The following is a 24,429-nucleotide window of genomic DNA, read 5'->3' on the forward strand; positions in this document are numbered from 1 at the left end:
GGTAGGCATCTTATGTAGAACTCTGATTTATACGGCGAACGGCCGCGCCCGCGAAGTGAAGCGGGCGCGGCCGTTCGCTCTGGACCTGCGGGCTTACGCCGAGCGCAGCAGGTTGCGCAGCACGTACTGCATGATCCCGCCGTTGCGGTAGTAGTCCGCCTCTCCCGGGGTGTCGATGCGCACGACCGCGTCGAACTCCACGTCGCCCGCCTTGACCTTCACCGTCTTCGGCGTGGCGCCCTCGTTCAGGGCGGTGACGCCGGTGATGGTGAACTCCTCCTCGCCGGTCAGGCCGAGCGAGGCGGCGTTCTGGCCGGCCGGGTACTGCAGCGGCAGCACGCCCATGCCGATCAGGTTGCTGCGGTGGATCCGCTCGTAGGACTCGGCGACGACGGCCTTGACGCCGAGCAGCGCGGTGCCCTTCGCGGCCCAGTCGCGCGAGGACCCGGAGCCGTACTCCTTGCCCGCCAGCACGACCAGCGGCACGCCCGCCTCGGCGTAGGCGGCGGAGGCGTCGTAGATCGTGGTCTGCTCGCCGCTGAGCAGGTTCTTGGTGAACCCGCCCTCGACCCCGTCCAGCAGTTGGTTGCGCAGCCGGATGTTGGCGAAGGTGCCGCGGATCATCACCTCGTGGTTGCCGCGGCGCGAGCCGTAGGAGTTGAAGTCGCGCCGCGCCACGCCGTGCTCGGCCAGGTACTTGCCCGCGGGCGAGTCCGGCTTGATCGAGCCGGCCGGCGAGATGTGGTCGGTGGTGACCGAGTCGCCGAGCTTCGCCAGCACCCGCGCGCCGGCGATGTCGGCGACCGGGGCCGGGGTGGCCGGCATGTCCTCGAAGTACGGGGGCTTGCGCACGTAGGTCGAGTCGGCGTCCCACTCGAAGGTGTTGCCGGTCGGGGTGGGCAGCGCGCGCCAGCGCTCGTCGCCGGCGAACACGTCCGCGTAGTCCTTGGCGAACATCTCGGAGGAGATCGCGCTGCCGATCACGTCCTGCACCTCGGCCGGGGCGGGCCAGATGTCGCGCAGGAACACGTCGTTCCCGTCGGCGTCCCGGCCCAGCGGGTCGGACTCGAAGTCGAAGTCCATGGTGCCGGCGATGGCGTAGGCGATCACCAGCGGCGGCGAGGCGAGGTAGTTCATCTTCACGTCCGGGTTGATCCGGCCCTCGAAGTTGCGGTTGCCCGAGAGCACCGAGACCACCGCGAGGTCGGCCTCGTTGACCGCGGCCGAGACGTGCTCCGGCAGCGGACCGCTGTTGCCGATGCAGGTGACGCAGCCGTAGCCGACCAGGTTGAAGCCCAGCTTGTCCAGGTACGGGGTGAGCCCGGCCCGGTCGTAGTAGTCGGTGACGACCTTGGATCCGGGCGCCAGCGTGGTCTTGACCCACGGCTTGGCCTTCAGGCCCTTCTCCACCGCCTTCTTGGCCAGCAGGGCGGCGCCGAGCATGACCGAGGGGTTGGAGGTGTTGGTGCAGGAGGTGATCGAGGCGATCACGACCGAGCCGTGGTCGACGTCGTACTCGGTGCCGTCGGGCGCGACCACCTTGGTGGGCTTGCTCACGCCGCGCGGCGACGGGTCGGAGGAGGGCGCGTCGGAGGCCGGGAAGGACTCCTTGCCCGCCTCGTCCACGGTGGTGGCGTAGTCGCGCACGGCCGCGCGGAAGGCGGACTTGGCGCCGGCCAGCACCACCCGGTCCTGCGGGCGCTTCGGGCCGGCGATGGAGGGCACGACGGTGCCGAGGTCGAGCTCGATGTACTCGGAGTACTTCGGCTCGTGGCTCGGCCGGTGCCACAGGCCCTGCTCCTTGGCGTACGCCTCGACCAGGGCGAGCTGCTGCTCGCCGCGGCCGGTCAGCCGCAGGTAGTTCACCGTCTCCTGGTCGATCGGGAAGATCGCGCAGGTGGAGCCGAACTCCGGGGACATGTTGCCGATGGTGGCCCGGTTGGCCAGCGGCACGGCGGTGACGCCCTCGCCGTAGAACTCGACGAACTTGCCCACCACGCCGTGCTTGCGCAGCATCTCGGTGATGGTCAGCACCAGGTCGGTGGCGGTGGCGCCGGCCGGCAGCTCGCCGGTCAGCTTGAACCCGACCACCCGCGGGATCAGCATGCTGACGGGCTGGCCGAGCAGCGCGGCCTCGGCCTCGATGCCGCCCACGCCCCAGCCGAGCACGCCGAGGCCGTTGACCATGGTGGTGTGCGAGTCGGTGCCCACCACGGTGTCCGGGTAGGCCTGGCCGGCGCGGGCCATCACGCCCCGGGCCAGGTGCTCGATGTTGACCTGGTGCACGATGCCGGTGCCGGGCGGGACGACCTTGAACTCGTCGAAGGCGGTCTGGCCCCAGCGCAGGAAGCGGTAGCGCTCCTGGTTGCGCTCGTATTCGATGTCGACGTTCTTGGTGAACGCGTCCGGGCTGCCGAAGACGTCGGCGATGACGGAGTGGTCGATCACGAGCTCGGCCGGGGCCAGCGGGTTGACCTTGGCCGCGTCGCCGCCGAGGGCCACCACGGCCTCGCGCATGGTGGCGAGGTCCACCACGCAGGGCACGCCGGTGAAGTCCTGCATGATCACTCGCGCGGGCGTGAACTGGATCTCGGTGTCCGGTTCGGCCTGCGGATCCCAGTTCGCCAGGGCGCGGATGTGGCCCTCGGTGATGTTGGCCCCGTCCTCGGTGCGCAGCAGGTTCTCCAGCAGCACCTTGAGCGAGTAGGGCAGGTTCTCGGCGCCGGGGACGGCGTCGAGGCGGAAGATCTCGTACGTCTCTTCGCCGACGCGCAGGTCGGCGCGCGCTCCGAGGCTGTTGGTGGACACCGCGGGTCTCCTCTGTCTGGCGTACTACTTATCTCGACATCAAGATACCCCATGACGGCCCGGGGCACGAACCAGGGCGGGCAGGGCGCCGGGACGTCTGGCCGAAACACCTCGCCTCGATCATGATGGAAGACGTATCCGCCACCGGCCAGGCGACCGCACCGCGGTCCGCGGCCACCCGGGCGGCGACCGCGCCCGACCGCCGCCGGCGGGCAGCGCTGACGAGTACTCACGAGAACAGGAGGCCGCGGCCGTGACCTTCACCGAGAGCCTGACCGCACATTTCCCCGACGCCATACCCGCCAACCAGTTCGTCTCCGGCTCCCAGCGCACGCTCGCCCGCGTCGGCGTGCACCGCGGCTCGGCGCTGCCGATGATCGCGACCTGCCGGGACGAGCTCGCCTTCGCGCTCACCGCGGAGCTGCAGCGCGCCTGGGGCGGGGCGTTCAACATGGCCGGCCTGGCCGGCCTTTTCACATTGGGCCGTACAGGGGTGATCGCGGCCCGCGGGCACGCCCCGCTGATCGAGGGGCGGCGCACCTTCCTGGTGTTCGGCCTCGCCCACATCGGCGTGGACGAGGACGGCGAGCTCGGCCAGGTGCAGCGCCCCGGCGTGCCCGGCAAGTCGCACACCTGCGGCGCGCTGCTGGCGGTGACCGACGAGCTGCGCGGCGACGACGTGCGCGTCTCGGACTACCCCTACCTGGATCCGCAGGACCCGGAGCAGTCCCGGCTGCGCGACCGGATCGCGCCGCGGGTGCCGGCCGGGGGCGCGGACGTGCTCACGGTGACCCGGATCGCCCGGGAGCTGATCGATCAGGACACCGCGTCGGTGATCGAACTGCTGCGGGCCGATTCGGTGCCCGCGGATGTCGCGGTGTTCACCGGCATCCACATCCACGGACCGCGTGGGGCGGAATACGTCGACCCCGGAATCGCGATCTTCGACCGGGCCGGCGGCGACGCCGAGAAACTCAGCCTTCTGGATTAGAACGCGCGCGGGTATCGCGCCGATCGCGCTCCGGCGCCCGGTGTGCGGCAGGGCTCGAATACGTTCGGGATTCGCCTTGCCGCGCACCGGAATGCGCAATGCCTCCGATCGCGGCTCAGGCCGCCGGAAGGCGCGCGTGCCAATCCCGGCGCACCGCGACGATACGGAATGCCATGGTGAGCGCGGCCGCCAGAAAGGCGATCGGGGTGGCGGCCGGGTCGTAGCGGTCGGAGGCCGCCACCACCAGCGCGCCGACCAGGGCGGGCACGGCGTAGAGCTCCCGCCGCAGCACCGTCGGCACCTCGTTGACCAGCACGTCGCGCAGCACCCCGCCGCCGACCGCGGTCACCACGCCCATCAGCGCGGCCGGCACCGCGGCCAGGCCGTAGTCCAGCGACTTCGCGGTGCCGGAGACGGCGAAGCAGCCGAGGGTGGCCGAATCCGCCACCAGATACGCGGTGGCCGGCGGCATCCTCCGGCGCAGCGCGTCGAGCGCGGGCATCGGCCGCCCGGCCAGCCGCGGATGCCGTACCAGCAGCACCGATCCGGCCGCGACCGCGGCGGCGGTCAGATAGCGCCAGTCCGTGAGCATCGCCACCGGGACCGCGCCGATCATCAGGTCCCGTACCACTCCCCCGCCGAGCCCGGTCACCGCGGCCAGTACGCACACGCCGACTATGTCAAGGTTCTTACGCACGCCGGTGAGCGCGCCGGCCGAGGCGGCGGTGAGCACGCCGAGCACGTCGAAGATGATCGGCAGATGCGGGGCGAGGGCGGGAGGCATGGCGCAATGATCGCAAAACCCCGCAAGAGCTCCGGTGATCGGCACACCAATTATCCGTTGTGCGTTGACCGGCTCACTGGTGTTGACTTCGCTACGGGATGTACGGTGTTGGGCCTCCGCGAGGACGACGCGCACTGATACCGTGGATGCCAGCGACCGACCGGTCGCGGCCGGAAGGTTTCCGGATCCGCCTGGGGGATAGGTACAAATGGCGAAGGGCAACAGCTGCGCGCGCAGCCGATCCGCGGGCCTCGCCGCCCGATCGGGTGGCGCTCGTGTCACGGCGTTGCGCCGAACGGGCGTGGTCTCTTCCCTCGGGCCGCGCGAAAACGTCACACTCGGTACAGGAGCGCGCTCGGCCCAGCCCGCCAGGGGCACCACACAGGAGGTCCCATGACCGAACTGCGAGTCATGGCGGTCACCGGCGACGGTGACCGTCTGGTGCTGCGTGCCCCCGACGGCCAGGAGTTCTTCCTCGCGATCGACGATCGGCTGCGCGCCGCCGTGCGCGGGGACCGGGCCCGGCTCGGACAGATCGAGATAGAGCTGGACGCGCAGCTGCGTCCGCGCGACATCCAGGCCCGCATCCGCGCGGGCCAGACCGCCGAGCAGGTCGCCGACGCCGCGGGCATCCCGCTGGAGCGGGTGCGCCGGTTCGAGGGGCCGGTGCTCGCCGAGCGCGCCTTCATGGCCGAGCGGGCCCAGAACACCCAGGTGCGCCGCTCCGGCGAGACGCACGGCCCGAAGCTCGGCGACGTGGTGCGCGAGCGGCTGTCCCTGCGCGACCCGGATCTCGACTCGGTGCAATGGGATTCCTGGCGCAAGGACGACAGCGTCTGGACGGTCCGGATGTCCTTCCGGATCGGCGGCCTGCCGTACGAGGCGACCTGGAGCTTCGACCCGCCGCGGCGCCTGGTGCACCCGGTGGACGACGAGGCCCGGCTGCTCTCCAGCGACGCCGCGCCGGACAGCGCCTTCCCGTTCGCCGCGCGCTCCTCGGCCGCGGCCACGGGCGGCACCCGGTCCGCGCAGGTGACCTCGCTGCAGTCCTGGCACGGGCGCCCGGCCGCCGGCCAGGGCTCTGTCACGCCGCTGCCGGTGCGTCCGCACACCGCCGCCCGGCCCGGCGCCGGCACGGCCACCGCGGGCTCGGACCTGGACCTGGACCGCGAGACGCCTGCGGCGCAGGCCCCGACGACGCCCGCGCCGCCGGCCCGTCCGGCCGCCGCCGCGACCGCCGCGTCCGGCGCCGGATCGGCGTACTCGGACGCGCTGTTCGGCCCGGTCGGCCCGCACAAGGAGCGGCTGCGCGGGGACACCGACCAGCAGGCCGTCAACGACGGCGTCAGCCCGGGGCGCCGGGCCACCGTGCCCAGCTGGGACGAGATCGTCTTCGGCACCCGCCGGCGCAAGGCCGACTGAGCAAGCCGGCTGAGCAAGCCGGCTGAGCGACGCCGGCTGACGACCCGTCAGCCGACCTGGGCCTTCACCGCTTTCGCAGCACGTGATCACGGGGAGCGCGCGAACACCCCGGCGCGCTCCCCCGAACGCACGCGCGCTGTATCAGTACACGTGAAATTCACCTGAGCGACGCCTATGAATTCCCGCTGAGTCCCACGCCGCGACGAGGCTACCGGACCGTAGGCTTCGATACCCGAATGCCTGCTTCCAGACATACGGAGGGGAAACTCAGTGATCCACCCCAAGACCAAGCGGCGCACGGCGATCGCCGCCGTTGCAGGGGCGGCCGCACTCGGCCTGTCCCTCGCGGTGGCCCAGCCGAGCTTCGGCAGCCAGAACCCGGGCACCGTCACGCCTCAACACGGCGGCACCGTCGTGCTGACCGGCAGCCACGGCGGCACCGCCACCCCGATCCAGCACGTAGTGGTGATCTTCGACGAGAACGTCTCGTTCGACCACTACTTCGGCACCTACCCGGTCGCGGCGAACACGGACGGCACGACCTTCCGGGCGAAGGCGAACACCCCCACCGTCAACGGCCTGTCGACCGCGCTGCTGACCAACAACCCGAACGGGGTCAACCCGAGCCGGCTCAGCTCCTCCCAGGCGCTGACCTGCGACCAGGACCACTCCGACACCCCGGAGCAGCAGGCCTACGACTACGGTCTGGCCGACAAGTTCCCGCAGTACACCGGTGTCGCCACGTGCTCCTCCCCCGACCAGGGCCTGCCCGGTCTGGTGATGGACTACTACGACGGCAACACGACCACCGCGCTGTGGAACTACGCCCAGAACTACGCGATGAGCGACGAGAACTACGACACCACCTACGGTCCCTCGACCCCGGGCGCGATCAACCTGGTGTCGGGTCAGACCTACGGCGGCGTGGTGGTCAACTCCACCACCGGCGCGACCGTCGTGAACAGCTCCGTGGTGGCCTCGCCGAACTCGAGCGGCGTCGGCACCGACATCGCCGACATGGACCCGGCCTTCGACCAGTGCTCGAAGGCGGGCAGCCAGCTGGAGATGACCGGCCAGAACATCGGCGACCAGCTCAACGCCAAGAACGTGACCTGGGGCTGGTTCCAGGGCGGCTTCGCGCCGTCGGCCGCCGCCACCAAGACCACCCCGGCCGTCTGCGGCACGACCCACACCAACGTCGGCGGCGCCACCGTGGCCGACTACAGCGCGCACCACGAGCCGTTCCAGTACTACAAGTCCACGGCCAACCCGACCCACACCGCGCCGAAGAACGAGGCGGAGGTCGGCCACAACGGCCAGGCCAACCACCAGTACGACCTCTCGTACTACTACCAGTCGATCAAGGACGGCAACCTGCCGTCGGTCTCCTTCGTGAAGGCGGCCGAGTACCAGGACGGCCACGCCGGCTACTCCGACCCGACCGACGAGCAGACCGGCCTGGTCAACGAGATCAACGCGATCGAGAACTCGAAGTACTGGAACAACACCGCGATCGTCATCACCTACGACGACTCCGACGGCTGGTACGACCACGCCACCCCGCCGAACGTGAACTCCTCGTCCGACCCGGCCGTGGACGCGCTCGACGGCGCCGGCCAGTGCGGCTCGTCCGCGCGTACCCCGCTGGCCGGCGAGCAGGACCGCTGCGGCTACGGCCCGCGCATCCCGCTGCTGGTGATCTCGCCCTACGCCAAGTCGAACTACGTCAACCACGCGACCACCGACCAGACCTCGGTCCTCTCGTTCATCGAGCAGAACTGGAAGACGGGCGGCATCACCGGTTCGCTGGCCGCCGAGGCCGGCACGCTCGACTCGTTCTTCGACTTCAACAAGCACAGCGCTGATCGCGTCGTGCTCGACCCGAAGTCGGGCGCGGTCCTGCGGGACTAGTGCTGACGGGATGAGCCTCGAGCTCTGAAACACACGTCGCCCCCGCGGATCCCTTCCGCGGGGGCGACGTGCTTTTCGCGAGGCTCTCCGGCCTTCCGGACAGGCCCTAAGCGAACATCCCCGAGCCGTAGTAGTCCTTGGCGTCCTTCACCCCGGGCAGCGCGAAGAAGTAGCCGCCGCCGGTGGGCGAGATGTAGTCGACCAGCGGCTCGTCGATCAGCCGGGTCTGGACCGCCTCGAACTGGCGCAGCACGTCCTGCTGGTAGCAGCAGAAGGCCAGGCCCACGTTGAGGTTCCCGTCCAGGTCGAAGCCGCGCTCGTAGTTGTAGCCGCGGCGCAGGATCTGCGAGTCGTAGCTGGCCTTGGTGCGCGGATTGGCCAGCCGGATGTGCGCGTCGAGCGGGATGACGTTTCCCATCGGGTCGTTCGCGTACTCCGGGGTGTCGAACTCGGCGGTGCCGCTCAGCGGCGCGCCGGTCTCGCGGCGGCGGCCGATCATCAGCTCCTGCTCGCTGAGCGAGACCCGGTCCCAGAACTCCACCAGCATCCGGATGATCCGGATCACCTGGTAGGAGCCGCCGTCGGCCCAGGACTGCTCGCCGCGCAGGCCGCCGTGCGCCCAGATCAGCGCGTCGGTGACGGTCTCGTCGGTCACGTCCGGGTTGGCGATGCCGTCCTTGAAGCCGAGCTGGTTGCGCTGGGTGCCGGAGGGGCGCGGGACGGACTGGAAGCCGTCCACCTTCCACAGGCCCTGCATGCCGCCGCGGGTGTGCTTGGCGATGTCGCGCAGCGCGTGCATCACCGTGTCCTGATGATCGGCGCAGATCTGCAGCGAGATGTCGCCGTGCATCTCGGCGGACCCGACCATGTTGTCGTTCGGGAAGATCGTCATCGGGGTCAGCCGCGCCGGCTTGCGGCCGGACAGGCCGTAGCGGTCGTCGAAGAGCGAGGAGCCGACGCCGACGGTGATGGTCAGTCCGTCCGCGGGCACCTCGGGGCCGAGCGTCTCGCTGTCGGACGGCGGCTGCGCCAGGCCCAGATTGGCCGGAGCGCCGCCCGCGGTGAGGAACCGGGCCCGGTCAGTGAGGGTGCGGAACAACGCGATCAGGTCGGCGCGGTTGTCCGCCGTGGCGTTGAATGACACGAAAGTGGCGAAATTCTGCGCGTTCGTCAGAATGCCGGCCTGGTGCGCGCCATGGAAGGCGATCACCCGCCCGGATCCGGTGCCGGCGTCGCCGCCGTCGTCGGCGAACGCCGCCGCCGCGCCGGCCACCGCGCCGCCCGCGACGGCGACACCGGCGGCGCCCACCGCGGCCCCGCGCAGGAAGGAACGGCGGCGCAGGGCGGCGTGCAGCGCGACCGGGTCCACCGAGGGGCCGGTGGCGCCGGTGAAGGGGCAGGTGCCGGCGGCGGGCTCGGTCTCGGCCGCGTTCCCCGCCGCCGCCCCGGTCTCGGGAGCGGTCTCGGGGTCGGTGGAGGACTCGTCGGGCTCGGCGGGATTCGTGGTCACTGGCGTGTCCGTGTTCCTGGTCTCGGGTCGGGAGTCGGGGTGGGTGTCCGGCTGGGGGTCCATCAGGCGGAAGTCCGTTCTTCCAGCAGGTCGGGCACGACGGAAAGGCTCTCGAGCAGCTGGCCGAGGTCGGCGTCGAGCTTCTGCCGCTGCGCGGTGGTCAGCGCCGAGAGCGCGTCCGGCATCGGGCACGAGGTGGTGCACGCGCCGGCGCCGAGCGCGGTCAGGTCCTGCTGCACCGTGGCGATCCCGGTGTCGATCTGCCCGAGCAGGGCCGGATCCCGCTGCTGGATCAGGTCCCTGATCGTGGCGAGCACCTGCTGGGTGCCCTGGGTGTTGGCGTACAGGGTGGCCAGGGTCGTGCCGCTGCCGTAGTCCTCGATGCCGGTGAGCTGGAACTGCAGCGCGTTCTCCAGGATCTCGTGGGAGCGCAGCGGCAGGTCGTTGGGATCGGTGGCCTGGCCCGGGAACGCCTTGACCAGACCCTTGACGTCCTTGACCAGGGTGTCGCCGAGCGGGCCGAGCACCGCGGCGGACTGGCCGTGCCACAGCCCGTACTCGATCCGGAAGAAGCCGGTCCAGTCCTTGGTGGCGGTGCCGTCCGGCAGGCCGCTGGCCGAGCCGTTGATCTCGCCGTCGAAGTCCTCGAAGGTGCCGTAGGCCGCGCCGAGCCGCTCGTAGTCCAGGTGGGCCGGCAGCCAGTCGGTCCTGGCCTGGGCCAGGTCGCCCGCCTTCAGATCGGCGTCGAGCTTCTCGGCCGCGGTCAGCAGGGCCGGCAGGTTCTGCTGGACGTAGCCGCGGTAGTCGTAGACCGGGTTCTCCATGTCCTGCTCGGTGACCGGCGCCACCCCGGCCGGGGCCGAACCGGAGCCGCTGACGTGATAGGTCGTCGAGTTGAGCACGGTGCCGTCGACGAAGGAGCAGCGGAAGACGTAGGCGCCGCCGGCGAGGTCGACGTTCATCGTCTCGGTCGAGCCCGGGGTCACGTCCGGGTCCTCGCCGTAGACGGCGTTGCTGGTCGGGTTGATCAGGTACACCTCGGCGGTGTTCGCGCCGTCGTTCTTGACCACGAAGGTCTGCGAGCCGGCGCTCGGGCTCGACCAGCCGGTGCCGCAGGCCTTCTCGGTGATCGCGATGGCGGTGCTGGCGGCGTCGGACGCCGGGCCGAGCGCCGAGATGGCGCCGGCGGCGACCACGGCCGGGACGGCGACGATCGAGGTGTAGACGGCCCAGCGCGGCACGCGGCGCCCCTGGGCCTGCTCGGCGGCCGCGGAGGCGGCCTCGGCCTTCCGGGCCAGCCTCGCGGCCACCGCGGCCTCCTCGGCGGCCTGACGGCCCGCCCGGCCGCCCTCAGTCGCCGCGCCGGCTGCGGGGCCGGCTGCCGCGCCAGCCGCGGCACGCCGGACACCGATGACGAAAAGCGCCATCGTCGGCACGAGGTAGAGCAGGTATCCGGAGACCTGAAGCCAGGTCATCACCGGGGTGAGGTTGAGGGTGCCGGCGACGAGCGTGGCGTACCAGGACCCGGCGTCGATCCCGTGCAGGTTCACCGCGTGCGCGGCGTAACCCGGCACGATGTTGCCCTCCTGCAGGTCCCCGAGCCCGTAGGCGAACACGCCGGCCGCGATCACGATCAGCACCGCGCCGGTGTAGGTGAAGAACTTGGTCAGGTTGATCTTCAGAACTCTGCGATACAGCCCCCAGCAGAGCACGACCGCGACCAGCACCCCGAGCCCCGCGCCGAGCGCCGGACCCCGGGCCTGCCCGGCCGACTTGGCCGTGGTCCACAGGAAGAGCGAGGTCTCCAGGCCCTCGCGGCCCACCGCGAGGAAGGCGGTGAGCGCGAGCACGTTGCCGCCGCGCGCGAGCGCCTCGGTCACCCGCGCCTTGAGATCGCCGGACAGGGCCCGGGCGTTGCGCCGCATCCAGAAGACCATGGTGGTCACGAAGCACACGGCGAGCAGCGAGAGCACGCCGCCGAAGGCGTCCTGGCCGCCGGCCGGCAGGCTGGCCGCGGTGAAGGTGAGCACGGCCGCGAAGGACAGGCTGAGCGCGACGGCCGCGGCCACCCCGGTCCACACCGCCCCGACCCGCTCCCGGGCGTCGGCCCGCACCAGCGTGGCGATGAGGATGGAGACGACCAGTCCGCCCTCGAGGCCCTCCCGCAGGCCGATCAGGAAACTGGGAAACACGGTGTTCCACATGGGCGGGGGGTCGCTCCTGTCCTTCTGTTCGGTGATTTCGGCTTATTCTTAGGAAAGCCTTACCTTATAGTTACACCCTCGAGTCTGCCAACAGACGACAGCCGGGTGAATTTCCGGCGCGGGCCCTCGAAAAGGCGGACATACCGGACGAATATCCCCGCTCGAAAAAAACTTTCCGGCCGATGTATCAGGGGCCCCGGCCCGATGCTCTTATGGATGACCGGATCGGGAAGGGGAGAGCCCGATCCGGTCGATCTGAAGGGGAGACCCGATCAGAGGTCCGGAAGGGAGATCCGGGCGAAGTGTGCCAGACCCGGAGGGGGGCTCGGAAGGGAGATCCGAGAGCAGTTCCAGGACTGGGACAGGTGGGGAACCAGGTGGGGGAGACACCGTGCCCGCCCGGTGGCCGCGAGGGGGGAACCTGCGGCCGCCGGGCGGTCGGACGGCGTCGCGCGGGATCGCGATCCCGTCCGGCGACCAGGACGTCACGGGGGTACGGCCTGCGCACCGGTCGGGATCGTCCGGCGCAGGCGGTGCAGACCAGCTTTACAGCCAGTACCGCGTGACCTAGGGAGGAAGTTGTGCGCTCGAACCACAAGGCCCGGATGGACCGGCTGATCGCCCGTCATCCGGACGCCGTGTGCATCGACGGTGCGATGCACCGCCGGGATCAAGTACTGGTGCCGGCCGAGCAGGCCGACGCGGCCGGGGAGGCGGGCGCCTCCTTCGTCGAGCGGGTCGAAACCTTCACCGACATCGGCGTGCACCGGCTCCGGCTACGGGCGAACGCCAAGGTCAACGTGCCCGAATTCGCCGCCCAGCTGCGCGACCGGCACAACTTGAGCGCCAGCGCCAACCACATCCTGCGCGGCGAACCCGACTACGTGGGCGGGCCTTTCGGCGTTCCCACCCTCAGCGCACCGGTGCCCGCGCCCGTGCCGACCGGCGAGAGCCGGACGGTCACCGTGGCCGTGCTGGACACCGGCATCACCCCGCACCCGTGGTTCACCGACACCGTCTGGTGGGACCAGGTGACGCCCGAGCAGCTGGACCCGATCTCGGCCAACTGCGACTACGAGCTCGAATCCCAGTCCGGGCACGGCACCTTCGTGGCCGGCGTGGTGCTGCAGAAGGCGCCGGACGCGCGGCTGTGGATCGAGCGCGTCCTCGACGACATCGGCATCTGCGACGAGCTGGGCCTGCTGCAGAGCCTGGGCCGGATCCGGCGGCGGGAGGAGACCACCGGCGTGCGCCTGGACGTGGTCAACCTCTCCCTCGGCGGATACGCGCACCACGACCACCCCTCCGAGCTGATCTCCGCCGCGCTGCGCAAGTTCGCCAGCCACACCGTGGTCGTGACCGCGGCCGGCAACAACGGCTCGGAGCGGGCATTCTGGCCCGCCGCGCTCAAGGACTGCATCGCGGTCGGCGCCCGGGCCCCGTTCTCCGACCGCGGCTGGTGGGTGGACGCGCACGCGCCGGGCGTGGACGTGGCCGGGCCGTTCCCGGTGCGCGGCGCCACCGGTGACATCGAACCCTCATACGCCACCTGGAGCGGCACCTCTTTCGCCGCGCCCTACGTGGCCGGCGCGATCGCCAAGCTGGCCGGCAGCAAGGACATCACCGCACGTGAAGCGGTCGAGATGCTGCTCGGCGGGGAAGCGGACCCCGAACTCGGGGTGGAGATCGGGTAACGGTCGGTATGACGCGACGGCGTGATCTCGCTAGTGTTTCCCACGCGCCCGATGAGGGATCGGGCGCGTGGGAGCGTGAGTCATGCCGTCATTCACCCCGGAGAGCCCGGATCCGAGCAACGCCGAGCTCTTGTCCGCCGCCGCCGGCGGAGACCAGGACGCCTGGAACACGCTGGTGGCGCGGTACGGACGGCTGGTGTGGTCGGTGGCCCGCAGCTTCCGGCTCTCGCCCGCCGACACCGCCGACCTCAGCCAGACCGCCTGGCTGCGGCTGGTGGAGAATCTGGGATCGATCACCGAGTCCGAGCGGCTCGGCGCATGGCTGGCGACCACCACACGCCGTGAAGCCATACGCCTGCTGCGCCGGCGCAACCGGGAGATCCCGGCCGACGAGCAGGAGGAGCAGTCCGACGAGGGCGCGGACGGCCCCGAGGAACGGATCCTGGTCGACGACGAGTACCGGCAGCTGCGGGCCGCCATGGCCCAGCTGCCCGAGCGCTGCCGCACCCTGCTCCGGGTGCTCGCGGCGGACAGCGGCGCGAGCTACGCCCAGCTGTCGGCCGCGATGGGGCTGCCGATCGGCTCCATCGGCCCGACCCGGGCCCGATGCCTGGAGAAGTTGCGAGCCCACATGTCCTGATCCCGTGCGGAAACGGGGATGCCTGAGGGGGACCGAGAATGTCGGATGACGGATACAGCGGCGAGTCCTACGCGGACGTGCGCCTGCTGGCCGCGCTGAACTCGATGTACGACCACGATGATCCGGTGCCGCCGGACGTGCTCGACGCCGCGCGCGGGGCCTTCCTGTGGCGCGACTTCGACGCCGAACTCGCCCGCCTGCTCGAGGACAGCCCGCTGGTGGGCCAGTCCACCCGGGCGGCCGGGGACCAGCGCCTGCTCACCTTCGAGGCCGAGCACCTCACCTTCGTGGTCGAGGCGACGGAGCTGGCCCACGGGCGCAAGCTCGTCGGCCAGGTGGTGCCGGCCGGCCCGCGCGAGCTGTGGCTGGAGAGCGCGGGGGGTGAACGGGCCACGGCCGAGGTGGACGAACTGGGGCGTTTCTCCTTGGCCCAGCTGCCCGCCGGCCCCGCACGGCTGCGCTGCGAGCTTCCGGACGGCACTTGCGTCGTGACTGAATGGGACACCATCTGAGAAGCTAGTCGAATGACGCCATACGCCGCGGCCGCTACCCACGCCGACGGCGCGACGAGGCTTGCCCAGGCTGAATCGCTCCTCGAGCTCGTCCACACCGATGTGAAGCTCGCGCGTGATCGAGCACTGACGCTGCTCGAACCAGGCCTCGAGGACGAGGCGGACGCGGTGGCGCTGCGGGTGGTGGGCCTCAGCCTGCGTTTCTCCGACCCGCAGCGTTCGAGCGAACAGCTCCGCCGCGCGGTCTCCCTGGCGCACCGATTGCGTCTTCCGGTACGGGCCGCGCAGGCCCGCACGACGCACGTGGTGGTGCTCTCCCAGCTCGGCCGCACCCGCGCGGCGCTGCGCGAGGCGGAACTGGCCGAGGCCGGGCTGCAGGCCGCGGTGGACGAACTCGAACTGGCCCGGCTGAGAGTCAACCACGCCCTCGTACTGCAGCGGATAGGCCGTCAGGCCGAGGCGCTGGTCCGCTTCGGCGCGGCCGAGCCGGTGCTGCGCCGGTATGGCGACGTGCGCTGGGAAGTGATGCTGCGCAACCTGCGCGGGACGCTGCTGGCCTATCAGGGGCGCAGCGATCTGGCCCTCGCCGACCTGACCACCGGGATCGAGCTGGCCGGCTCGGTAGAGCTCAAGACCGTGCTGTGCAGCCTGCATCAGAACCTCGGCTTCGCCCTACTGCGCGCGGGCCGCGTGCCGGAGGCGCTCAAGCAGATCGCCAACGCGCGCAGCCTGGCCGCGTCGATCGGCCGTCGGCAGGACAGCAGCTACGCGGACCGCGCGGACGCGCTGCTCGCGGCCGGGCTGCCGGTCGAAGCCCTGGAAGACGCCGAGCGCGCGCTGGCCGGACAGCTCGAGGCGGGCCTCGCCTTCGACGCGGCGGAGTCGCGGCTGATCGGGGCACGCGCGGCCCTGGCGGCGGGAGAACGCCCGCAAGCAGCCGAGTTCGCGGCGACCGCGCGCCAGGAGTTCACCCGGCAGCGACGCTACACCTGGGCGACCCAGGCCTGGCAGGTGGAGCTCGCGGCGCGGTTCGCCGGCGGGGAGCGCACCGCGGAGCTTCTTCGTGATCTGACTCAGTGCGTGGTCCGGCTCGAACGTGCCGGCTGGCTGGTGACACCCCAGCAGGCGCGACTGCAGGCGGCCCGGACGGCCGCGGCGCTGGGCCGCCGGACCCAGGCTGACCGGCTGTACGCGCAGATCGCGGCGGAACGGTTCAGCGGACTGTCGAATGTCAGGCTGCTGGCCTGGGAGGCGGAATACGAGCGCCTGCTGCTGCTCGGCGACCGGCCGGGGGCAGGCCGCGCGATCACCCGCGGCCTGAGCGTGCTGGCTCAGTACGCGAACACACTCGGCTCGACCGATCTGCGCGCGGGCGCGGCGTCGCTGGGCACCGGCCTGGCGACGGCCGGCCTGCGGCTGAGCCTCGAAGGCGGATCCGCGCGCAGCCTTCTGATCCGCACCGAGCAGTGGCGCGCGGCGTCACTTCGGCGCGCGCCCGCGCACCCGCCGCAGTCGGGCCGGCTCGCCGAGCTGCTCAATCTGCTGCGCGCGGTGACGAACCAGGTGACCGACGAGGGCCTGGACGGCAAGGACATCAGGCCCCTGCAACGCGAGCGGGGCCGGCTCGAGCACGAGATCAAGGACCTGGCCCGGCACGCGCCGGGCACCCACGAGGCCCCCGAGTCTCCGCTGGACCTGCGCAAGCTCGGCGACAAGCTCGGCGGCCGAGCGCTGGTGGAGTACGTGCGCCTGGACGACGAGCTGCACGCGATCGTGCTGGCCGACGGCCGCTGCACCCGCACCCGGATCGGCTCCTACCAGGCGGTGCTGGCCGAGCTGGACCAGCTGCGTTTCGCCATGGGCCGGATCGCGGCGAAGCACGGCTCCCCCGCGCTGCTGCGCGGCGCGATGGACGTCTACGACCACGCCCGCACCAGGCTCGACCAGGTACTGCTGGGCGACCTCGGCCGGCAGATATCAGGCCACGAACTGGTGCTCGTGCCCACCGGCTCGCTGCACGCCCTGGCCTGGGCCGCGCTGCCCTCGCTGGAGAACAGGGTACTGACGGTCGCGCCGTCCGCCCGCAGCTGGCTCGCGGCGGACCAGGTACCCGAGCTCTCCGGCCACGTCGCACTGGCCCACGGCCCCGGCCTCGACCACGCCGAGGCGGAGATAACGACCCTGGCCGGTTTGTATCCGGAGGCCAATGCCCTGCGCGGCGACCACGCCACCGCCCCCGCCGTGGCCGAGTCCTGGGACGGCGCCCGGCTGGCGCACCTGGCCGCGCACGGCCGGTTCCGCCGGGACAACCCGCTGTTCTCGAACCTGGAGCTCGCCGACGGCCCGCTGACCGTGTACGACCTCGAATCCCTCCGCCGCGCCCCGCGAGTGCTGATCCTGAGCGCCTGCGACGCGGCGCTGTCCGGTATCAAGCCCGGCGACGAGCTGATGGGCGTGGCCAGCGCACTGCTGACCCAGGGCTGCAAGACGATCATCGCCTCGGTGGCCCCCGTCGCCGACGAGCACACCAGAACCCTGATGCTCGACGTGCACGCCGCCCTCGCCCGGGGCCTGCGCCCCGCCCAAGCCCTCGCCGACGCCCAAGCCGCCCAAGCCAAAGCCGGCGCCCCGGCGTTCATCTGCCTGGGTGCGGGCTGAGGTCTAGCTGTAGCGCCTAACGCCCGACTCCAAACGCCTACCGCGAATTCGCCTCGCGCACGGTTTCGTCTGCCCATCACGTCGGCCCGGCTGCTGCGTTGGCGGGGTTGGCTGGAGCTTCAAGATCTCGCCTCCGGCGCGGGCCCTTCCCTCGGAGAGAGTGCCGGGTTCGTGTAGGTGCTGGCGTTAACGGGGCGAGTTGGGGTTCGGGGTGGTCAGGTGCCGGGGGCGTACTCTCTCCTCGGCCGGTCCCCGGAGGCAATCAGGAACCTGCCGGGAGCTCAAGCGGCGGTGGCTGTGGCTGGTGCTTGATTCTGCATGGCGCCGCTTGACCTCCCGGCAGAACCCTGATCGGGCTTCGCCTGCCCGACCGAGGAGAGAGCACACCCCCGAGGTCCGGTGCGAGCTGCGCTCGGGCCGATTCCCGTCGTGTGGCCCGGTCGCGCGCGGTGCGGAAGAATCCTGCATCGCCGTTCTGAGCGCTCTTCCTCTCTATCCCTTCAACGCCGGGGAACGCCCCCGAGTGCCCGGAAATCTCCAGAATCTTTGCTTTTCCCGTAAACACCGGATATGCGTCTTTTGTCAGTGGTGGCGTCTAGCATGGAAGTACGGGGGTTGTCGTTGCTTCTGGCGGGAGGGGTGGTGGTCGGGGTGGCTGGGCAGATGGTGTTGGGGGTGTGGCCGAAGGCGGTGCAGGATTTCCCTTCGGGGTGCGACCGGGCGCGATCCTGTGCAGTGTGTGAGCACGGGGTGGATCGGATCAGGGCGATGCAGAATCCTTCCGCATCGAACGGAACCGGCCTGCGGGATTCTGCCGAGAGATCAGGGATCAAGGTCGATCGCATCAAGGCGATGCACGATTCAGCAGCAAGCGCGACCCGAGCGCCGACCCTTCACGCGGATCAAGGATCGGGCTGGTCGGATCAGGGTGATGCAGGATTCTTCCGTATCGAACGCGCCGGGCCGCAGGCCGGGACCCGGCTAGAGCGCAGCTCGCACTGCTCCCCCAGGGGGTGGGCTCTCTCCTCGGTCGGGCAGGCGAAGCCCGATCAGGGTTCTGCCGGGAGGTCAAGCGGCGCGATGCAGGATTCACCATCAACGGAGACTGCCGCCGCTTGACCTCCCGGCAGGTCCCTGATTGCCTCCGGGGACCGACCGAGGAGAGAGCACACCCCCGCAACCCCACCACCCAAAACCCCAGCCCGCCCCGCCAACGCCAGCGCTTACGGAGACCCGGCACTCTCTCCGAGGGAAGGCCCGCGCCGGAGGCGAAATCTTGAAACCGCAGCCCGCCCCGCCCACGCAACGGGTGGGCGGGTGGTCACACGAAACGGGGCGGAGCGAAGCGCCCGCCCACACCACGACGACCACCCCGACCCGACAAGCCACCACACCCCACGAGCACTCAGCCGATCATCAACTCGCAGTAGTGTCCCTCACCGCAAATTTGCAGGGCTATGCAGCGAATTCCGACTCGGGACGCTAGAGCAGCGGGCGGTCGTCGTCGCCGCCAAGCCCGGACAGCTCGCCCTTGCCGTGGAGGCCGTCGATGCCGTCGACACCGTCGAGGTCGCCGCAGTCGTCCTCGTCCAAGGCCTGGGGCAGGGCGCCGGGCTCGGCCGGGCGGGGGGCTTGGGCGGGGCCGGCGGCTGCGGCGGCGAAGCCGTCGAGGTAGCCGCGGGCGCGCTCGAGTTTGGGGAAGCCGCGCAGCAGCGCCCAGAAACCGGCGCCGTGGTTGGGCTCGATCAGGTGCGCGAGTTCGTGCAGCAGCACGTAGTCGATGACGTAGTCCGGCATGCCGCGCAGGCGGTCGGAGAGCCGGATCGAGGCGTCGGCCGGGGTGCACGAGCCCCAGCGCGAGCCTTGGTTGGTCACCCACCGCACCGACTCGGGCACGGCGCGGCCGCCGAGGTAGCGGGCGGACAGGTCGGCCGCACGGCGGGCCAGCTCGGCCTCACCCGGCTTGCCGCGGCGCTCCCGGGAGGCGAGCCGGTCGAGCATCGCCCGCACCCAGCGCTCCTCCTCCCGCGCCGACATCTGCGCCGGGATGAGCACCACCGTCCGATCGCCCTGCCGGTACGCGGACACCGTGCGCCGGCGGCGCGGCGAACGGCGCACCTCCACCACGTCCGGGTCGAGCGCGACGCGGCGCGGAGGCGTCGGATCGGAAGGCATGCAACCCAACGTAGCGGTTCGGCGGCGTTTTGGGCCTCCCGCGCAGCCAAAGACTTACGAAAACTTGTGCAGGTGGACACCGCCGTCCGGAGGATTTCGAAGATTTTCTTTCTCACCAGGTGAAACGGGCCCGGCCCGGGTTATCCACCGCCGCGTCCCCAGGAAATGCCCGAAGGATCCACATACCAGCGGGGATTGTCCCAAGGTTATCCCCAGGGTTATCCACAGCCGTTCGAGCAGCGCAATTGACTCCGCGGGGTGCTCCGCCGTACCGTCGTCTGCTGAATGCGGGGCTCTCGGAAAACAGCTCGGCACCCGACGGTGGGCGATCACCAAGGGGTCGAGACGTGCGCCTGGGGGCCCCGCAGTGCTTTTCCCCTTTTCTCGCCTTCCGGCTGATTTCGGCATTCCGCCGGAGCCCGCGGCCCTCCTTTCGAGCGAGTCCGCCTCCCCCGCGCACGCACCACCCCGCACGGTCCCGCACCGGTCAGCGCGCGGATCGCGCACAGATCCGCCCTCCGCTGAGCGAGCAGTCATACAACTCACCCGAACGTGCCAAGACGCGCGCACGGCACCCCCGCCGCACGTCCGCGATGCGGGATGAGGCTCCGCTCTCGCGTATGGTGACTCTCGTCCGGGCCCCGAGCGGGGAGCGGGCGCACCAACAGCGAGAAGCACAGGAGGGCCACCATGGCCGAGACATACACGGGTGAGGCGTACTGCGTGAAGTGCAAGGAGAAGCGGCACTTCACCGGCGAGGTCAAGGTCAGCGAGTCGGGCCGGCGCATGGCTCAGGGCACCTGCCCGACCTGCGGCACCAAGGTGAACCGGATCCTGGGCAAGGCCTGATCCGTCGGATGCCGCGGTTCGCGCATCAGCTTTCCGGACGCGGGCGGGCGGTCACTCGGGCATCGGGCCCGGCTGACCCGCCCGCCCGCGTCCGTGCGTGAGCCGCGATGCGCCCGGTGCTCAAGCCCGGGATCAGCCGGCTGTGGCTCGAGCCGGGGCGGCTGCGGCTCGGCGTGGGTGCCGGCCGGGAACGGATCTACCAGCTCGAACCCGCGCTGCGGCGGCTGCTCGAGGCGTGTGACGGCACCCGGGACCTCGACGCCCTGCTCGGCTACGCCCAGCGCCTCGGCGTGGCCCGGGAGCGGGCGTCCGCCTTCATCGACCGGCTCGCGCTGGACGGCGCGCTCGACGACGCCGCGCTGAGCGCGCCCGAGTTAGCCCGAATGGGTGTATCCGAGCGGGCCAGATTGGAACCCCTCGTCTCCGCGCTCGGACTGCGGCATCCGCTGCCCGGCGGCGGCGCGCGGGCGCTGGAGCGGCGGACGCAGCGGCAGGTGGCCGTGCACGGCCTCGGCCTGGTCGGCGCCCAGGTCGCCCGGCAGCTCGCGGCCGCCGGGATCGGGGTGGTGCGGCCGGTGGATCCGGCCCCGGTCGAGCCCGGGGACACCGCGCCGGGCGGCCTCGAGCCGGCCGACGTGGGCCAACGGCGCGGCGACGCCGCCACCCGGGCGATCCTCGCCTTCACCCCGTCCGCGCGCACCACCCCCTCGCATCACCACCGCCCGCCCGACCTGGCCGTGATCGCCCCGGCCGGTCCGGACCCGGACGACCTGATCGACGAGCTGACCGCCGGGTCGATCCCGCACCTGCTGGTCCGTCTGGGTGAAGACGAGGCGCTGATCGGGCCGATGGTCCTGCCCGGCCGCACCCCCTGCGCCCGCTGCGCCGACCGCCGGCTGGCCGAGTCCGATCCGCACTGGCAGCGGGTCGCCGCCCAGGTCGGCGCGGGGACGCCGGGGTATCTCGCGCCGCGGGACGCCGCGCTCGCCACGCTGGCCGCGGCGTACGCGGTGGTGGCCGCGCTCGCGTTCCTGGACGGCCCGGACCCGGACTGGCTCGGCGTGATGTTGCGCTTCGCACACTGCGCCCCGATCCCCCGGCTGATCAGCGTCTCGGCACACCCGGACTGCGATTGCGGGGCCTTGCCTCGCGTCCTTGTCGGTCTCGACCTGCTTGAATAGCCCGTATGAGTGATTTGCCGCGCAATGCCGTCGCTCGCACCGCCAAGCTCGCGACGCTTCCGATAGGTCTGGCCGGCCGGGCCACGCTGGGCCTGGGCAAGCGCGTGGTCGGCGCTCCCGCCGCGGCCGTCGCCAACGAGGTCCAGCAACGCACCGCCGAACAGCTCTTCCGGGTCCTCGGTGAGCTCAAGGGGGGTGCGATGAAGCTCGGCCAGGCGCTCTCGGTGTTCGAGGCCGCGCTGCCCGAGGAACTGGCCGGGCCCTACCGCGGCGCGCTGACCCGGCTGCAGGAGAGCGCCCCGGCGCTGCCCGCCTCGACCGTGTACAAGGTCATGGAGCAGTCCTTCGGCCCGAAGTGGCGGAGCAACTTCGTCTCCTTCTCCGACACGCCGGCCGCCGCCGCCTCCATCGGCCAGGTGCACCGGGCCGTGTGGCGCGACGGGCGCCAGGTGGCCGTGAAGGTGCAGTACCCCGGCGCGGGCAAGGCGCTGCTGAGCGACCTGAACCAGCTCGCCCGCATCTCCCGGCTCTTCACCGTGCTGGTGCCCGGGATCGACATCAAGCCGCTGCTGGTCGAGCTGCGCGAGCGCATCTCCGAGGAGCTCGACTACGCGAAGGAGGCGGACAACCAGCGCCGCTACGCCGAGGGCTACGCGAAGGACCCGGACATCGTCGTGCCCGCGGTCGTGGCCCAGCGGGGCACCGTGCTGGTGACCGAGTGGCTCGAGGGCACGCCGCTGGCGAAGATCATCGCGGACGGCACCCAGGACCAGCGCGACCGCGCCGGGGAGCTGCTGCTCGGCTTCCTGTACTCGGGCCCGGAGAAGTGCGGGCTGCTGCACGCCGACCCGCACCCGGGCAACTTCCGGCTGCTCCCGCCGACCGTGGTCGAGGACCAGACCCAGGCCGGGCCGCAGGGGCCGTGGCGCCTCGGCGTGCTCGACTTCGGCGCGGTCAACCGGCTGCCCGGCGGCATGCCGCCGGCGATCGGCACCGCCGTCCGCTACGCGCTGCAGGACGACGCGGAGCGGGTCGCGGACATACTGACCGGCGAGGGCTTCGTGAAGCCGGGTATGAAGATGGAGCCGCAGGAGGCGCTGGACTATCTGGCGCCGCTGCTCGACCCGCTGCGCACCGAGACCTTCACCTACAGCCGGGCCTGGCTGCGCGACCAGGGCGCGCACCTGTCCAACCGGGGCAACCCGGCCGCCTCGCTCGGGCGCCGGTTCAACCTGCCGCCGGCCTACATGCTCATCCACCGGGTCAGCTCGGGCGCACTCGGCATCCTGTGCCAGCTCGGCTCGACCTTCTCCGTGCGCGACGTGCTCGGCCCCTGCCTGCCCGGGCTCTACCCGGACCCGGACGCCGAGGCCGAGGCCGAGATCGAGACCGGGCTGGAAGCCGAGTCGGAGACCGAGTCCCAGCCGTGAAACCCGGCCTGCCCGGTGCGGGCTCGGAGTCTGGCTCCGAGCCCGCACCGGGCAGGGGGTATTGGTGCTGTGTCGCTCGTGTGGTGCTCGTATATCCGCGATTCGATCTTTCACACGGCTAGCCGGGGGCCTTGCCCCGCGGCGCGACGATCGGCGCCGCGCCGCGGGGCGCTCGGATCAACCGAACAGGCGGCCGGCCAGGGAACGGCGCGCGCGCAGCGCCGCGCGCCGGAGGCGTTGCGCCTCCGCTTGTCGTAACCGCTCCCGGTGCATTTCCTGGGCTAGGTCGATGTACATGGGCTGGTACTGCATCTGCGGGGTGCTCCCTGTGGTGGGTTCGAAGAGGTATCCGGGTTCGGCGCTCGCGCCGCGCTTCGGGACGATCAAGGTCTGGGACATCGGTTCGGTTTCCTGTCGTTCGGCAGTAGGGACGGTGGTGGGGGGACGTCAGGCGTAGCGGCTCAGGCCACGACGGCGACGTCGACCTTGCGGGGACGGCCACGGGGCCGCTTGCGGGCGACGATCACGCCCTGGACGAAAAGCTCTCCGCCCCACACGCCCCACGGCTCCTTGCGCTCGAGGGCGCCCTGGAGGCAGGCCTCGCGGACGGGGCAGTCGGTACAAACCGCCTTGGCGAGCTCGACGTCGGCCGGGGACTCGGCGAAGAAGAGCTCGGGCTCGACGCTGCGGCAGGGCAGGTCGTCGAGGGCGGAGGTGGGCTCGAAGACGGTCAGCTGCATCGCTGGCTCCTTCTGGGGGCTCTGGACTACGGCGGGGCTGGACGTGCGGTCGGTCTGCTCCTGGTCGGGGCGCTCGATCATCACGGTGTTCATGTCCTTGTCGGATCGGTGGTCCCGCTCCTTGCCCGTCGCCGGCCGGTGCCGGAGAACGAATAAGGCCGCGGATCCCGGTGTTCGGGTTCCGCGGCCTGGAGGGCTGGGGCACTGACGGGCTGTCAGTGCGGCGGTCTCCAGGTACGAGGTTCCCGACCGTGGGTCAGGTGGCTCTGCTTCTTGTCCTGCTGGTCTTGCGTCTTGCTGCCGCGCTCGTCGACGGTTCCGAGAATTCCGGCGCCGGCCAGGGTGGCGGCGAAGAGTCCGAATCCGGCCATCTCCGAGCGCCAGGCATAGCCGACCTGCGGTCGCTCGTCCGCCGCCGGACGCACCGCTGCCACGGAACCGAGGCCGGCCGAGACGGCGGACACGGAGGTGGCGGGCAGGACGGACCAGTCGACCAAGGACGGAGCGAGGGCGCGCGGGCGCGGACAGGCGGCGAGGATCGCGGCCTGCTCTTCAGCAACGTGATTCAGCGTCAGCATTTGATTTCTCTCGCCCCCTTCTCTCAGCTCGGCCGCTTCCGGGGGCGAGCCGGAATCGACGCTTTGTGCGGGACCGATCCGTCCCGCGGTGCGAGTCAGAGGCTAGATCCTCGTCCTACAGACTCGCAAATGATTTTTGACCTGCGGTTTTGCCTCAGATGCGGTGAGACCCCCGGTTCGGCTCAAGAACATCCCCGGGCGCTCCCCGCGCCTCGCACCCTCCGGTGAACCTTCGGGTACGCAGAACATCCTGTCATGGGCGCTGGAGCATGTCACCCCCTGCACGCGGATTTCCTCCCCCTGCGCGGGACACGATCCGGTAAAGCGCCCCCTGGACGCCGG

General features: G+C 71.2%; 18 protein-coding genes. 10 read left to right on the forward strand and 8 right to left on the reverse strand.

Annotated elements, in window-relative coordinates:
- Window positions 1–93: 93 nt before the first annotated feature.
- Window positions 94–2,808, reverse strand: coding sequence for an aconitate hydratase AcnA (acnA, locus tag ACTRO_RS20305; protein ID WP_034265257.1), 2,715 nt, complete (start codon window positions 2,806–2,808; stop codon window positions 94–96).
- 253 nt (window positions 2,809–3,061) lie between these two features.
- On the opposite strand from acnA, the gene ACTRO_RS20310 reads away from it, so the two are divergent.
- The gene (locus tag ACTRO_RS20310) at window positions 3,062–3,799 is read left to right on the forward strand and encodes a hypothetical protein (RefSeq protein WP_034265261.1); all 738 of its coding nucleotides are present in this window, start codon (window positions 3,062–3,064) and stop codon (window positions 3,797–3,799) included.
- A 115-nt stretch (window positions 3,800–3,914) separates the two neighbouring features.
- Here ACTRO_RS20310 and ACTRO_RS20315 read toward each other — a convergent pair whose 3' ends face one another.
- Window positions 3,915–4,583 carry a trimeric intracellular cation channel family protein gene (locus ACTRO_RS20315; protein ID WP_051451112.1) on the reverse strand — a complete coding sequence of 223 codons (669 nt, stop codon included), beginning with the start codon at window positions 4,581–4,583 and terminating at the stop codon, window positions 3,915–3,917.
- 393 nt (window positions 4,584–4,976) lie between these two features.
- Between ACTRO_RS20315 and sepH the strand changes: the two genes are divergently transcribed.
- Window positions 4,977–6,005 (forward strand): septation protein SepH, encoded by a 1,029-nt coding sequence (gene sepH, locus ACTRO_RS20320; RefSeq protein WP_034265263.1) that lies wholly within the window; start codon window positions 4,977–4,979, stop codon window positions 6,003–6,005.
- A 270-nt stretch (window positions 6,006–6,275) separates the two neighbouring features.
- Window positions 6,276–7,916, forward strand: a complete 1,641-nt coding sequence (locus ACTRO_RS20325) for a phospholipase C (protein WP_084316416.1) — start codon at window positions 6,276–6,278, stop codon at window positions 7,914–7,916.
- Window positions 7,917–8,022: 106 nt separating this feature from the next.
- Here ACTRO_RS20325 and efeB read toward each other — a convergent pair whose 3' ends face one another.
- Together efeB and efeU are read right to left on the reverse strand one after the other, a co-directional pair.
- Window positions 8,023–9,285: an iron uptake transporter deferrochelatase/peroxidase subunit gene (efeB, locus tag ACTRO_RS20330; RefSeq protein ID WP_034275838.1), complete on the reverse strand. Its 1,263-nt coding sequence runs from the start codon at window positions 9,283–9,285 to the stop codon at window positions 8,023–8,025.
- A gap of 203 nt (window positions 9,286–9,488) precedes the next feature.
- Window positions 9,489–11,630, reverse strand: a complete 2,142-nt coding sequence (gene efeU / locus ACTRO_RS20335) for an iron uptake transporter permease EfeU (protein WP_034265265.1) — start codon at window positions 11,628–11,630, stop codon at window positions 9,489–9,491.
- A gap of 581 nt (window positions 11,631–12,211) precedes the next feature.
- On the opposite strand from efeU, the gene ACTRO_RS20340 reads away from it, so the two are divergent.
- From ACTRO_RS20340 to ACTRO_RS20355, 4 genes are all read left to right on the forward strand, one after another.
- On the forward strand, window positions 12,212–13,324 hold the full coding sequence (locus ACTRO_RS20340) for a S8 family peptidase (protein WP_051451113.1): 1,113 nt from the start codon (window positions 12,212–12,214) through the stop codon (window positions 13,322–13,324).
- A gap of 82 nt (window positions 13,325–13,406) precedes the next feature.
- Entirely contained in the window at window positions 13,407–13,964 is a 558-nt protein-coding gene (locus tag ACTRO_RS20345; protein ID WP_051451114.1) for an RNA polymerase sigma factor, read from the forward strand.
- Between the two features lie 38 nt (window positions 13,965–14,002).
- Window positions 14,003–14,476 (forward strand): hypothetical protein, encoded by a 474-nt coding sequence (locus ACTRO_RS20350; protein ID WP_051451115.1) that lies wholly within the window; start codon window positions 14,003–14,005, stop codon window positions 14,474–14,476.
- Window positions 14,477–14,488: 12 nt separating this feature from the next.
- Complete coding sequence (locus ACTRO_RS20355; protein ID WP_034265267.1) at window positions 14,489–17,134, forward strand: CHAT domain-containing protein; 2,646 nt, start codon at window positions 14,489–14,491, stop codon at window positions 17,132–17,134.
- Window positions 17,135–18,616: 1,482 nt separating this feature from the next.
- Here the strand turns inward: ACTRO_RS20355 and ACTRO_RS20360 are convergent.
- Window positions 18,617–19,309: a M48 metallopeptidase family protein gene (locus ACTRO_RS20360; RefSeq protein ID WP_084316418.1), complete on the reverse strand. Its 693-nt coding sequence runs from the start codon at window positions 19,307–19,309 to the stop codon at window positions 18,617–18,619.
- 690 nt (window positions 19,310–19,999) lie between these two features.
- On the opposite strand from ACTRO_RS20360, the gene ACTRO_RS48195 reads away from it, so the two are divergent.
- The 3 genes from ACTRO_RS48195 to ACTRO_RS20370 all read left to right on the forward strand — a co-directional run bounded on the left by ACTRO_RS48195 (window position 20,000) and on the right by ACTRO_RS20370 (window position 22,769).
- Window positions 20,000–20,158, forward strand: coding sequence for a DUF5679 domain-containing protein (locus ACTRO_RS48195; RefSeq protein ID WP_169739932.1), 159 nt, complete (start codon window positions 20,000–20,002; stop codon window positions 20,156–20,158).
- 107 nt (window positions 20,159–20,265) lie between these two features.
- Entirely contained in the window at window positions 20,266–21,339 is a 1,074-nt protein-coding gene (locus ACTRO_RS43605; protein WP_051451116.1) for a TOMM precursor leader peptide-binding protein, read from the forward strand.
- Between the two features lie 5 nt (window positions 21,340–21,344).
- Entirely contained in the window at window positions 21,345–22,769 is a 1,425-nt protein-coding gene (locus ACTRO_RS20370; protein WP_034265269.1) for an ABC1 kinase family protein, read from the forward strand.
- 177 nt (window positions 22,770–22,946) lie between these two features.
- Here ACTRO_RS20370 and ACTRO_RS20375 read toward each other — a convergent pair whose 3' ends face one another.
- From ACTRO_RS20375 to ACTRO_RS20385, 3 genes are all read right to left on the reverse strand, one after another.
- Window positions 22,947–23,168 carry a hypothetical protein gene (locus tag ACTRO_RS20375; protein ID WP_034265271.1) on the reverse strand — a complete coding sequence of 74 codons (222 nt, stop codon included), beginning with the start codon at window positions 23,166–23,168 and terminating at the stop codon, window positions 22,947–22,949.
- Window positions 23,169–23,230: 62 nt separating this feature from the next.
- The gene (locus ACTRO_RS20380) at window positions 23,231–23,509 is read right to left on the reverse strand and encodes a WhiB family transcriptional regulator (RefSeq protein WP_034275850.1); all 279 of its coding nucleotides are present in this window, start codon (window positions 23,507–23,509) and stop codon (window positions 23,231–23,233) included.
- 215 nt (window positions 23,510–23,724) lie between these two features.
- A complete protein-coding gene (locus ACTRO_RS20385; RefSeq protein ID WP_034265274.1) occupies window positions 23,725–24,087 on the reverse strand; it encodes a hypothetical protein in 363 nt (120 codons plus the stop codon).
- Window positions 24,088–24,429: the final 342 nt, after the last annotated feature.

The sequence above is a fragment of the Actinospica robiniae DSM 44927 genome (assembly GCF_000504285.1).
GTDB lineage: Bacteria > Actinomycetota > Actinomycetes > Streptomycetales > Catenulisporaceae > Actinospica > Actinospica robiniae.